At 39.4% G+C, this 12621-nt stretch carries 13 protein-coding genes; 8 read left to right on the top strand and 5 right to left on the bottom strand.

Annotated features, from left to right (window positions below; all coding sequences use genetic code 11):
* The first annotated feature begins 63 nt into the window (after positions 1–63).
* From BMY50_RS05270 to BMY50_RS05245, 6 genes are all read left to right on the top strand, one after another.
* Entirely contained in the window at positions 64–291 is a 228-nt protein-coding gene (locus tag BMY50_RS05270) for a DUF2188 domain-containing protein (RefSeq protein ID WP_093319675.1), read from the top strand.
* A 1-nt stretch (position 292) separates the two neighbouring features.
* A complete protein-coding gene (locus BMY50_RS05265) occupies positions 293–784 on the top strand; it encodes a hypothetical protein (protein WP_093319670.1) in 492 nt (163 codons plus the stop codon).
* 4 nt (positions 785–788) lie between these two features.
* Complete coding sequence (locus tag BMY50_RS05260) at positions 789–1811, top strand: adenylate/guanylate cyclase domain-containing protein (protein ID WP_093319665.1); 1023 nt, start codon at positions 789–791, stop codon at positions 1809–1811.
* Positions 1798–2478 (top strand): SEC-C domain-containing protein, encoded by a 681-nt coding sequence (locus BMY50_RS05255; RefSeq protein ID WP_093319657.1) that lies wholly within the window; start codon positions 1798–1800, stop codon positions 2476–2478. The genes BMY50_RS05260 and BMY50_RS05255 overlap by 14 nt, the downstream gene beginning before the upstream one ends.
* A gap of 165 nt (positions 2479–2643) precedes the next feature.
* On the top strand, positions 2644–3036 hold the full coding sequence (locus BMY50_RS05250; protein ID WP_093319652.1) for a hypothetical protein: 393 nt from the start codon (positions 2644–2646) through the stop codon (positions 3034–3036).
* A 41-nt stretch (positions 3037–3077) separates the two neighbouring features.
* Positions 3078–3419, top strand: coding sequence for a helix-turn-helix domain-containing protein (locus tag BMY50_RS05245; RefSeq protein ID WP_093319647.1), 342 nt, complete (start codon positions 3078–3080; stop codon positions 3417–3419).
* Here BMY50_RS05245 and BMY50_RS05240 read toward each other — a convergent pair.
* The 5 genes from BMY50_RS05240 to BMY50_RS05220 all read right to left on the bottom strand — a co-directional run bounded on the left by BMY50_RS05240 (position 3397) and on the right by BMY50_RS05220 (position 7407).
* Positions 3397–4428 carry a reverse transcriptase domain-containing protein gene (locus BMY50_RS05240; RefSeq protein ID WP_093319642.1) on the bottom strand — a complete coding sequence of 344 codons (1032 nt, stop codon included), beginning with the start codon at positions 4426–4428 and terminating at the stop codon, positions 3397–3399. The two genes, BMY50_RS05245 and BMY50_RS05240, sit on opposite strands and share 23 nt — an antisense overlap.
* Before the next feature lie 188 nt (positions 4429–4616).
* Positions 4617–4919: a hypothetical protein gene (locus BMY50_RS05235; protein ID WP_139202206.1), complete on the bottom strand. Its 303-nt coding sequence runs from the start codon at positions 4917–4919 to the stop codon at positions 4617–4619.
* A 17-nt stretch (positions 4920–4936) separates the two neighbouring features.
* Positions 4937–5785, bottom strand: coding sequence for a phosphoribosyltransferase-like protein (locus BMY50_RS05230; RefSeq protein WP_139202205.1), 849 nt, complete (start codon positions 5783–5785; stop codon positions 4937–4939).
* Positions 5786–6163: 378 nt separating this feature from the next.
* The gene (locus tag BMY50_RS05225; protein WP_093319629.1) at positions 6164–6811 is read right to left on the bottom strand and encodes a hypothetical protein; all 648 of its coding nucleotides are present in this window, start codon (positions 6809–6811) and stop codon (positions 6164–6166) included.
* 47 nt (positions 6812–6858) lie between these two features.
* Positions 6859–7407 (bottom strand): hypothetical protein, encoded by a 549-nt coding sequence (locus tag BMY50_RS05220; RefSeq protein WP_093319624.1) that lies wholly within the window; start codon positions 7405–7407, stop codon positions 6859–6861.
* Between the two features lie 499 nt (positions 7408–7906).
* On the opposite strand from BMY50_RS05220, the gene BMY50_RS05215 reads away from it, so the two are divergent.
* Together BMY50_RS05215 and BMY50_RS05210 are read left to right on the top strand one after the other, a co-directional pair.
* Complete coding sequence (locus BMY50_RS05215) at positions 7907–9415, top strand: TlpA family protein disulfide reductase (RefSeq protein WP_093319620.1); 1509 nt, start codon at positions 7907–7909, stop codon at positions 9413–9415.
* Between the two features lie 10 nt (positions 9416–9425).
* Positions 9426–12611, top strand: a complete 3186-nt coding sequence (locus BMY50_RS05210) for a SusC/RagA family TonB-linked outer membrane protein (protein ID WP_093319616.1) — start codon at positions 9426–9428, stop codon at positions 12609–12611.
* Positions 12612–12621 lie beyond the last annotated feature (10 nt).

Raw genomic sequence — 12621 nt, 5'->3', positions numbered from 1 at the left:
CATTAGTAGGATAGCGTCCTATGGTGAAATTAACATTAATCCTCAAATATAATATATAAGTATATGAAAAATAATAAAAATGTATTCGTCGTAAAGCACGGCGATGATTGGGCAACCAAAACATCAGGCAGTAACCGTGTAAGCAAGGTTTTTGACACACAAAAGGAGGCCATTGCAGTAGGCCGCCAACAAGCTATTAAAAATCAGTCGGAATTGACAATTCAAAACAAGCACGGACAGTTTCGCGAGAAAAACTCTTATGGGAATGACCCCAAAAATATAAAAGGCTGATATGGAGAAGGAGAGATTAAAATACTGTATAGACCGCTTCGACCATTATTATGATAGTGTCAATAACAAAAGTTCAGTATTCTTGGGTTTGAGTACTTTTATTGTCGGGGGGCTAGTGGCTGGATATTTTACTATTGGTTCATTTGTCAATTGCGGATTTTGGTCTAATGCGATAATAATTGTGCTTATTGGACTTGGTGTGGCTACGATGATTACGGTAGTCATAGCAGCCACACCTTTTCTAAGTAAAGATGTCGAATCTCTGCACTTTTTCGGCGCGATAGCTTGTAAGGATAGTTCGTTTTTTTGTGTAAAGTCGGCTGAACCTTGTACGGACGAAGACGAATTAAAAGACTTAAGAAATCAAGTTTATCAATTGGCTACGGGGCTTAAAGGAAAGTTCATGAAATTGAAAATTGCAGGTATAATGTTTACCATACAGTTTTGTTTATTTATTCCACTATTCATTATTATCATTTGTAATTTAAAATAATACTATGCATATTTTTGACGACTATTTAAAACCGATCCGTGCTGCCATTGCTGCGGATCCGAAATCAGGCAAGCTTTATGAAAACTTGTCTTATGCTGAAAGAAACCTGCAAAAGGGCATGGATTTTAAAGCTTTTAATCAACAAGTACCCGAGAAACGTTTATTGCCAAGTCTTGCAGATTTTGCGCGCGAATTAGGCTTGGTGCCAAATTTCGACCAGAGGCTAGGTTTGCATCCTGATTTTTCTCATCTCAAACATTCAGAAGGTCTGGAAGAACATTATATAGTATCAATGTTTGTGGATATTAAAGGTTCAACTCTCTTATTTAAAAAGTACACACCACGCACCGTCTGGATTATTACTAATACAATTCAGCGGGCGGCTATACATACTTGTTTAATTTTTGGTGGGTATGTTCATCGCTTGCAGGGAGATGGTTTATTTGTTTATTTCGGCGGAAAGGATATAAAACCAGAATTGTCTGTAAAGCGTTCACTACAGTTTGCGAGTGTGTTTACCTATTTTGTAAAAGAAGACTTAAAGAACATTTTTATCGAACAAGGTATAGAAAATATTTACACCAGAATCGGTATAGACCTCGGATACGACCAAGATGTAATATGGGGCATGGCAGGAATTGGCGAAATAAGTGAAGTAACAACTTGTAGTTTACATACAAGCTTGGCCAGCAAAATGCAATCATATGCTGTTAGTAATGGTGTTGTGGTTGGTGATCATATCAAAGATCAAAGTCTTGCTTTTGCAGAGTATTATACACCAGTGTGTCACCGTACTAAAAGTGAGAATGACAGGTATATTTTCCAGATACCTGAAGAGCGATTTAATTACACGCAATATGACTTCAATTGGCTTTCTTTCTTAAAAAAGCAAGATTTTATTGCTACTGATCTGGCAGGAAACCTTCAATTGAAGCAACAGGCTGTTGTTGTTTCAAACAGGAATTTGGCTAACCTTGCTCCGATTGCATCTGCAAGTAAACCGTATTATCGTTTTGAGAAAAAATAAGACATTGTTTGAACGCGATTTTATTATCGCCAACGAACGCTTTCCTAAGCTTAAATATAGTTGGCATGCCAAATCCAAAATGTGGGTAATTTCGGGCGAACTGGATATTTGTGATACTGTTGGTGTTTATTGGGGTACATTTCAGATTATAATGTTAGTTCCCCGTAGTTATCCTTATTGCGTGCCCATTGTGATCGAAAAGAGTCAGATTATCCCTCGGGACATTGACTGGCATATATCTCCTGAGGGTATATGTTGTCTAGATGCAGATCACGAGCTAATTGCTATGTCACAGAAGGGAATTAACATAAATGATTTTATTACTGATAAGGTGTATACTTATTTTGCTAATCAAATATACAAATTACAAGGGAAACAATATGCTGGTGCTGAATATGCACATCATACGGCGGGAGTGATCCAGTATTATGTTGAAAGATTAAATATGCCCTCTGCTGAGGCAACATTGCAAGCCCTAAAAAACATCCTTTGTAAGAAAGGGCTCGGGCGAAACGATAAGTGTCCTTGCGGAAGCGGTTTGAAATTAAAAAAGTGCCATAAAGCTAGTATTGAAACTATTAAAACTTTTGGTTTCTCGAAAGTCCAAAAAGATATACAAGATATCGAAAAATATTTATTGCCCCTGAGGAAGCATAAGATTGACTAATATCTCTTAGAAGGGATGAAATTCCCCAACAAATCTATTCTTTTTTTGTGCTAAATTTGTTGTGATAAAAAGAAGCTCGAATTTCTCAGTCCGCCTAATGTTACGAGGAGAGTGGTGCAATTATTGAGGTGGGTTAAAACGTTTAGCTAGATTAATCAAAATCTTATGGACTTAAAAGAATTTATAAAAAATACCATTTCCTCAATAAGTGAAGCTATACTTGAAAGCCAACAAGAACTTCAAGACAAAGGTGTAATTGTAAATCCTGAGAAAACTGAAATCGGGAAGACCGGTGAAAGGTTACTGAGAAGTGACGGTTGGAGATATGTTCAAGAATTAAATTTTGACATTCTTGTTGGAGTTGAGGAAAAACAAGGAAGTGGAGGAAAAGGTGAGCTGAAGGTTGCTGGACTTCTAAGTGTTGGTGGTGGACTGTCAGACGAGAATTTCAATAAAAATCAAAATCGCTTGAAATTTTCTATTCCGGTAGCCTTTAGTACAACGCCAACACCGAAAGAATATGAAAGAAAAAAACAGCCATTAAAAACAAAACAATAGTGATATAATATCTTGTGCAAATTGTATGACTAAAAAATCCCTTGCTTAATTACAGTGATCGCTTTTACGAAAGGCAATTCATTACAGGAAAATCTGTACACCACAATTTAATTTCCCAAATTGAACACATTTTAAACGAGTATTTTGACTTAGAGAAACCTCTGCAAAATGGACTTCCAACTGTTGATTTTATAGCGAGACAGTTGAATGTTTCGGCACATTACTTAAGCGATTTATTACGCTCCATTATAGGTCAGAATGCCCAACAATACGTTCATAGTAAATTGATTGAAAAAGCAAAAGAATATTTGGCACCCACCAATTTATCTGTATCTGAAATTGCATATCAGTTAGGAGTTTTTAGCCGGCATCCGTTTGAATGATTTTCTGGACCTGTGATCTATAAGATTCCATTTTTTTATCCGCTGGATTGATGTGCAGCGCAAAATTTATTTTGCCTAGCAAGTGCAAAAGATAATTCTCACGTTTGTTTTTTGTTTTGCGTAGGTGGTCTTTCAATCCGAATCTGGTCAGAAAATGTACTTCGTTTCTGATAAAATTCCTTTCAAATTTTGGGATTTGTGTCTTTTCGTTAACTACGATGCCAGTTACCATTTGCCGTTGACTGAATTTTCTGAGTTTGGTCTTATCTGGGTTTAGCTCAAGGCCAAGCTTATTCAATTCTGCTTCGACTAGATTCTTTAGTTTCAGTGATTTGACTTCGCCAGAAAATGTAAGGTCATCTGCATAGCGGGTATATCGGATATTATTGTTAATGCAGTAGTCAGATATCTTTTGGTCAAATTCCCTCAAAACTAGGTTCGATAGGTATGGACTGGTTGGTGCGCCTTGGGGAAGGGATCCATTGAAGGTAGTCAACTTGGCAAGTAAGTTGGACATCACTTCGGAATATCCCAATTCGTTAAAAATTTTTTCAATATCCTTAAATCGCACTGAATCATAAAATGTGGCGATGTCGCAAGTCAGTACTCCCTCCTTGTTGTTGTGGTGTTTTACGTTTTCTTTCAGTGACCGGTGTTTTACATAAGCTTTTGCAAATTTGCTGACAGGGATTTCTGACAACATGTTCTCCAGTATCCAGGTTTGGATTTCTTTAAGGCTGGGTAGCGGCTCCATCAGAGTTCGGAGCTTTCCGTTACTTTTTTTAATTGTAAAAGAGCGGTAGTAGAATTTGGTGAATTTAGCTGCACGCTTTAAATAAGTCGTCCTGTATCCGACCAGAGCAGCTAGATTTGCGGTGTTGTAGATTACCGGCAAACCTTTTTCTAAAATTGGTTTCGCATAGTTTAGACAGGCTACAATATTGTCTTCAGAAAACCCTGATTTCAACGCCTTTAACCTGAATTTCTTTTCGTATTGAGCGAAGTTCATTTGATCTTTTTTATGGAGCCTAAAACTTGTTTTAGGCTCCTTTAAACAATGGATTAAACATGAAGCAAAATGTCGGAGGGGCCCCTTTGGGGAGGAGACTTTTGGTTTATGTTTAATCCACAAGCTTGAAAGCCTGTTCACTTACAAGGGGGATGACAACATCCACCCGCCCCGGAAAACCGGGGGAATTATTTTAAGAATGACAAAGCATTCTGTGCAGGTAAAAATACTTCATCCTTGTCTAATTTCCTAATTTTATTTTTCATGTCCAACTCAATCCATTTGGACTTATCCCGCTCCTTGATTATGCCTATATTGCTGTCCAGGAATCCTTTACCTTGGTCGGTGAGGGTTATGATGTCGTCTGAATTCGTCAAAAGTCCTTCGTCAATGCTAGTTTCTACCATCTCTCCGATTTCGCGGAACGATATGTTGTGATGCCGAAGCAATTTGATGTCTCCACCCTCATGGATGATACGCAGGAGTAACACTTTATTTTTTGTTGTCATTAGCTGAAGTTCTCTATTCTTAAAAATGGTGCCCGTAAAGTCTTGCCATGGCGCTTAATATTTTTCCAGAATACCGGAAAGGTATTGTTTGGCGTGCGCTTTAGGGTAATGATCCCCTCTGATTCCTCCCATCCTAAACTAAACTTCTTAGAGCCGGGAATTGAGTCTTCTATTACTTTCATTATCGCTATCTTTTTTGCTGCGAGGTCAGGTTGATCATACCCAGTTATTCCTTTTAGAAGGATATTCGCGCAATATACTTTATTCCCGGCATCCATTAGCTTATGATAAGTTTCCAGCTGACATCCGATTGCAGCGATGGCTGTCTGCGCAACACTGATTTTCTCATTCTTAAATATTTCTTCCATGCAGGCGTTTACTGTTCTTCCGCCGCCAATATAATCATCTACCAGAAAGAGCAATTCATTTTCCTTCAATTCAAAGGGTGGCTGAAGTTCCTCAAAGCTATTAACTACCTTGAACTGTTTTCCTAAGTAACGAGAAAGTTTGAAACTCATGGACTTAAAGTCGTAAAGCAAACTGACAGCACTTTTAATTTTTTCGGCATCTGATGGCTTGGATATCGGAAATAGGTATATTTTGCTTATGCCTGTTAGTGCTTCTGGAGGCATCTGGTTAAAAGCGTTGGCTATGTTTTCGACATATTCTCCGGCCGGAATCCAAAGATAACGTTCCGTAAGTTCTAGAACCAGTAGTCTTTCTTCCGGGCTCAGGACTTGGAGTAACTCGCAGAAATTGTTGAAGGCAAACTCTTCAAAGTCCTTGTCGAACCATCTCTTATCCTTGAAAATTTTAGTCAGTTTAGTTATTGAAGTAACAATTTCCATTTGGCTAATTTGAAATCGAAAATTGGTTAAATATAATATTTTCATTCAATCAATGAAACCTGTTTTCACTAGTATAAACATAGATGATGAATTTAGAAGAGATTAAGGATTTGAAACTTGCTCATAATGGGCATTTAGGCTTCTCTAGAAAGTGGACTTCTCAACAGGAGAATACAAGCAGTAATGTTCATTCGCAACAAGATCCATGATAAGCAACTATTTTTTATATGATAAAAACGTAATAAAAACCCAACGGAGCTAAATTTCACGATTCCAAAAATTGTTCATATATTGCTCGTGCAAGTCGGAAACGGCGATTAAGCATCATGTAAAAAGGTACAGGCCAAAAGTTTCATAATCTTCTATTCCCATGGAAAGCTACCAATCCTCCTTATACAACAACCACTTCTCCGGTGTTTTTGGAAGATCCCTCTGAGGAATTAGTTTCGGTTTCTTTCGGCGGCTGCACATGGTGATAACCGCGTTGGCGACCAAAATAGGGCGAAAGGAATCTGGTAATTCTATTTTCCCGGAGGCCCGCTTTGCTAGCAAGTCTTGATATAATGCGTAGCCAGTTACCCCGTTTACGAAATAGCCATTTCGCAACCAGCTATCTAGCAATGACGATACCATTTCCTGTTCCTCATCTGTTACATCATAAGAAGGGGCTATCAATATAGAATATGATTCGATATCTATCTGTTTTCCATTAAATGTACCGGTACCCTTATAGTTCACGCCAGATTTCTTGGAGATAGACTTCGTAGCTGTTATATTGATGATCGGTTCATCAAAGCTTTTGCTGAAAAACATATCCTTAGGCTTTTTACCCAAAACGCGAGCATAAAAATTAGTATGATTGATGTCGTAAGACGAATTGCTGGTCAAATCTTCATTTGCTTGGACTTCTTCCAACGATCTACCAATTAGAAAGGCAAATTCTTCTTGACTATAACCTTTGGTATCACGATGCTTGCGCGCCATGGTATTCAGTTCATAAGATAGGGTGGGTATCTGTATTTTCATTCTATAAACCAAGCAAACCCAAAATTAGGAAATAAAATCTGTATGACTTAGCCTTCTTTAAAATCAGTGTTTCGGACGAAACGGATGAGTTTATCTTCTTTATTCTGACCTTTGTCACCCTGAATTTTAAGTAATTTCCCTTCATTGTATAGGTCTTCCAATGAGGCAGAAATATCGGAGTTTCTTTTGTGGTTCTCTTTGGGTAGAAAAGAATTGTAACAAGCTGTTATTTCCGATCGCAATTTTGGCTCATTAAAGTAACCTTCCTCAATAAGGGAATTTAAAGCTGCCTTGATACTCATTCCTTTGAGGATGGGCACTTTTGTCTTTTCAATTAAGGTGTCATCATCTAACAGATTATCTGGTAATATGTCTTGCATTGTTTTCCCGAAGTAATTTAAACCTTTGATGATTAGTTCAGGAGAATATTTATCAATAGTGTATTCGCTCTCTATATTGCCGACTCTGGTTGGATTTGCTTTATCAGTAATAATATTTGAAAAGGCTCTACCTGTTATTCCTTCTTCGTAATATAAAATTCTAAACGTGTCAATAATGTGCTGTGCAAAAGCTGTAATTTTTCCTTTTTGTTTCATTACAGCTAAATGCGTAAAAACTTAACATATCAGATGTTATTTTTTATTTGCATTATAATGTTGTGTTGGTTATATTTGTCTTGTTAATAGAAGAATATATATCTTCTTTGGTGTTTAAATTAAGAGTCTTGCGGTTGCATTTCTGAAGCCGTAACGCAAGGCAGCAGTTAAAACACCCACATCTTCACTGATATGTGTATATTTGTATGCATATGGTAGATGTGGGCCTGCTGTTAGTTCGTGTTACGTAAGGCTTCAGAACTTTTTCGCAACCACGGCATGCAGGCCCACATGTATCAATAGGTCCCTTGCCAGCGAGACTCGTACTAACCATACGAGCAAATGAATCTAAACTTTACAAAGAAAAACCAACTAAAAAACCTTATTTCCGCGCCGGAATAAGTTGTTGTTATTGCCTTCTTTTTCTTCGGCAGTGGCGCCCTGTCTGTAAGATTTTTCAACTTAACAAAAATCATGAACAATCTAAACCATTACAGAAATGAAGCTTTTTACAAGCTACATCAGGGAGCTTTTTGTCCAATTTTTAAAATTAGAATCGAATAGTAAAAGTGAAGAATTAAGCAGGAGTGAGGCTTTGCGTTCGATAGTTCCCGTTCAAAGATCTCTCCACAAGGGCGAGATGACGAGGGGTAAAAGTCTTGCGTCTTATGTCTTGTCTCTTGCTACTATAAAAATCTTGTTCTGTGTTTGTTTGGCTCACGCCGGGCAGCGGGGTCTAGGCAACCCTGCTGCCGCAGGCGTGGCTTTATCTACAGATTCTATTAAACCATTGCAAATAGGGGATAGCATTCCGTCTGCGTTATGGAACCTACCATTACAAATGATAAAATCGGGGCAGGAGGGAAGCACTACCGTAAGCCTCAATGATTATAGAAACAAACTCATTATCCTTGATTTTTGGGCTACATGGTGCGGGCCCTGTGTAGCCTCTATGCCGAAGTTGGATAGCTTACAGCATATGTTTCCGAACAAGCTGATGGTCTTGCCCTCTAGCCTGGAAAACGAAAGTAAAGTACTGCCTTTTCTCAGTCAGAAGTCCATTCAACTGCCTTCTATAATTAAAGGTACAGTGCTAGATAAATGGTTTCCACATCGAACTATTCCGCACCAAATATGGATAAAAGAAGGCAGAGTAATGAATATTACTAGGGCCAGCAGCGCAACAGCCGAAAATATCAATACGATCTTGACGGAAGGGGAAGTGAGGCTGCTGCAAAAAAAAGATGGGATTGCGGTTACAGAGAACAAGGTAGAGGACAAAGGTATTTATCAATCGAAGTTAACCTATCGCTCGTCTTTGCATAAGAGTGGTATGCTCGTAGATAGTAATAAACTCGCCGTATACAACGTGCCGGTCACCTATTTGTTTGTCGAGGCTTATGCAGAAGAGATACCTTTTTATGGTAGGAAAAATAGGGTGTTCATTGAAACCGACGAACTTACTAAGTCCAAAGTTCAGCCATACAAGATGGAGCTTACAGGCAACTATACAGAAGACAGCCTGGCGCTTGCTTCGTTGAAGAGCAATACCTACTGCTACACGTTGGAGTTCGAAAAGGGCATGGAACGAAGTAAAATGCAGTATTTAATGCGTGGCGACTTAAATAATATGCTTGGCCTACTCATGGGAATAGAAGCTAGGGTAGAGGAACGGATGGTAAAATGCTTCATACTGAAGATAAAAAAAGACATCTCCTCTTTGATTTCAAAAGGTGGTAAACCTTCATTGACTTATAATAACGGCCATTATAATTTAGTTAATAAGCCGCTTAGCACATTGATAGAAAGCATCAATTCTGCAAATTGGCAACAGCCCTTACCTATCATTAGTGGTATTCCAGATGATGTATCGATAGATATCAAACTAAAATCACGACTTAAAGATCTAACCGCTGTAAAAATGGAACTGCAAACGTTGGGGCTCTATCTGGAAGAAGAAATGCGTAGCATGACCGTTCTCGTAATTAAAAACATAAAATCAATCTAAACCAACAACCATGAAAGTTAAATTCAATATCTTTCTGTTTTTTCTTTTGCAGGTATGTGCTGTTTGGGGGCAGCAAACAATTAAAGGGCTTGTAACTGATACGGAAAACAAACCAATACCGGATGTTACCATCTACAGTTTAAAAGAGAAAAAACTTATTAAAACAAACGCAGATGGCAGCTTTTCACTCCAGCTTTCTGATACAGACACCTTACAGATCTCTTCTATTGGCTATAAAAGTTTGCGCATACCGGTAAGGAAAATAGAAGGCAATCTTTTTAAGCTGGAGAAGTTGCAGATGGAGCTAGAAGCGGTAACTGTGTCTACTGGCTACTACCAGATCTCGAAGGAAAGGAGTACGGGCTCTTTTGCTTATATAGATAGTGCTTTGTTAAACCGGTCGGTTAGCAGTGATATAATCAGTAGACTGGAGGGCGTTACGAATGGGGTAAATTTTGATAGGAGAGGGAGTTTTTATGCAGATGATAAGCCATCCATTCAGATCAGAGGGCTAAGTACCATAAATGGTAATACGCAACCGCTTATCGTCTTGGACAACTTTCCTTATGATGGCGACATCTATAGTATAAACCCGAACGATATCGCCAGTGTATCCATCTTAAAGGATGCGGCGGCAGCCTCCATCTGGGGAGCGAGGGCGGCTAATGGTGTTATTGTAATCACCACTAAAAAGGGAACGAGAGATAGGCCTGCTTCTATATCCATGAACACCAACGTCTCCTTTTCAGAAAAACCCAACCTTTTTTATAATCCCAACTTCCTTTCTTCAAGCGGGTTTATAGAAATGGAGCAAGCGCTTTTTGAAAGGGGATTTTTTAACGCAGCTGAAAATAGCAGTGCACAAATGCCGCTGACACCAGCAGTTGAATTGATGATTAAGGCGAGAGATGGCGAGCTTTCTGATGAATTGTTGAAAGAAAGCCTGAGTCAATTGGGGTTATTGGATGTGAGGAAGGACGCCACAAAGCACTTTTATAGGGAAGGCTTCATGCAGCAGTATGCACTTAATATAAAAGGGGGAGGTAAACAATTTGACTATTATCTATCGGGTGGTTACGACAGGGATATTGCCGATATTAAGGGAAATGATAATGATCGCATTACGCTGAATGCTCAGAACAATTTCACTCCCATAGCAAACCTAACAGTTTCCACAGGGCTATATTTTATAAAGAGTAGCACTAACGCCAATGGTATGCGCCTAAATGATATTCGCCCTGGTGGTAGGCATATATACCCTTATGCACAATTTGCGGATACGCAGGGAAATCCCCTTGCGATTATTGATCGTTACCGCTTAGGCTTTGTAGAAAATGCCGAACAGGAAGGATTATTAAATTGGGATTATAGGCCATTACAGGAATTGGCCTTAAACAACCAAAAGCGGGGTTCTGATGAAATCCTTATTAATACTGCGGTTAGGTATGATATTAAACCTTTTCTAAACCTGGATCTGAAATACCAATATCAGCGTATCAACGGAGATGCATATAATCTGCGCAGCGCAGATAGCTACTATGTACGCGATCTGGTGAATCGCTTTACACAAGCTGATGGCACAAGCGTGTTTCCCGAAGGGGCGGTGCTAAATCAGTCCTACAGCAAACAGATTGCGCATGTGGGCAGAGCACAGCTAAATTTCAATAAACAGTTGGGTTTGCAGCACGAGCTAACGGCATTGGCAGGGATGGAAATGAGACAGGTTAATGTAACAGGGCAGAGCTTTCAGCTTCTGGGATATGACCCGGAAGTGCTGACTTACCAGAATATGTTCGACTATACCCGGCTTTACCCACAACGGCCAAATGGAACGAGCCGCTTACCGGCACCTTCTTCTTCATTGCAGGATTTACTAGATCGATACGTGTCTTACTATGCAAATGCGTCTTATAGTTACCGATCTACCTATGCGCTAACAGGAAGTGTAAGATGGGATGCTTCTAATTTATTTGGCGTGAAGGTAAATCAGCGCGGTGTGCCGCTATGGTCTCTAGGTGGTAGCTGGACACTGAACCAAGAACCTCTTTTTCAGGCTGATTGGATATCGCTGTTGAAGCTACGATTAACGTACGGTTTTAACGGTAATGTTGATAAATCCTCAACAGCGTATGTAACAGCAGCTTATTTAAACGATAACCTTACCGGCTTGAGAAGAGCATTGATACAAAGCCCTGGAAATCTACAACTCAGGTGGGAAAAGGTTGGTGTTTGGAATGCCGGACTTGATTATGCCCTTTGGAATAATCGTGTCCGGGGATCGGTAGAATTTTATAACAAAAGGGCTACGGATTTACTTGGTGATATCCCGCTGGACCCCACGGTTGGCTTTACGGGAGTCTACCGCGTAAATTATGCAGATATGCAGACAAGAGGTCTTGACCTTGAGGTAAATACTTCCAACATTCAGGGTACATTTAGCTGGCAAAGCACTTTGCTGCTCTCATTGGTAAAGGATAAAGTGATTAACTATAATGCGGAGGATATAACACCTGTAGATCTCTTTACTGCATCATCTATTCCGCGGCCAATGGAAGGATTGCCGCTTTACAGAGTTTATAGCTACCCCTGGTTAGGTCTTGACGCTGAAACAGGAGATCCCTTGGTGATGCTTAACGGAAATATATCTAAAGATTACAATGCCTACATCCAACAGGTTGGCATGGATGATTTGGTTTATCACGGACCGGCAATGCCTACGCTATTTGGCTCCTTAAGAAATACTTTTGGATGGAAAGGTTTTTCTCTTAGTGCAACATTGACCTGGAAGGCCGGTTATTATTTTAGGCGTAATTCTATTTCTTATGATGCATTGTTCAACCAATCAATTGGACACCTAGATTTCTATGGACGCTGGCAGCGCCCCGGTGATGAACTGGTTACCGATGTACCTTCTTTACCGGAAACAGCTGATGTAAACAGAGATCTGGTCTATACCCGTTCGGAAGTATTGATAGAAAAGGGTGATCATATTCGTCTACAAGACCTGAACCTTAGCTATACGCTGGCCAACCCGAAAAAATTGGGCCTTCCGATAAGTGGCCTTTCATTTTACTGCTATGCACGTAATCTTGGTATTCTATGGCGAGCTAACAAAAACCGTCTAGATCCGGATTTTCAAACCGCACCTTATCCGCTTACTAAAACCTTCTCGCTGGGCGTAAATATTACCCTTTAATTGAAAGACA

Source organism: Olivibacter domesticus, assembly GCF_900109575.1.
GTDB classification, from domain to species: Bacteria; Bacteroidota; Bacteroidia; order Sphingobacteriales; family Sphingobacteriaceae; genus Olivibacter; species Olivibacter domesticus.
The sequence above is the reverse complement of the archived record's forward strand: the minus strand, read 5'-3'. Positions and strand labels throughout refer to the sequence as shown.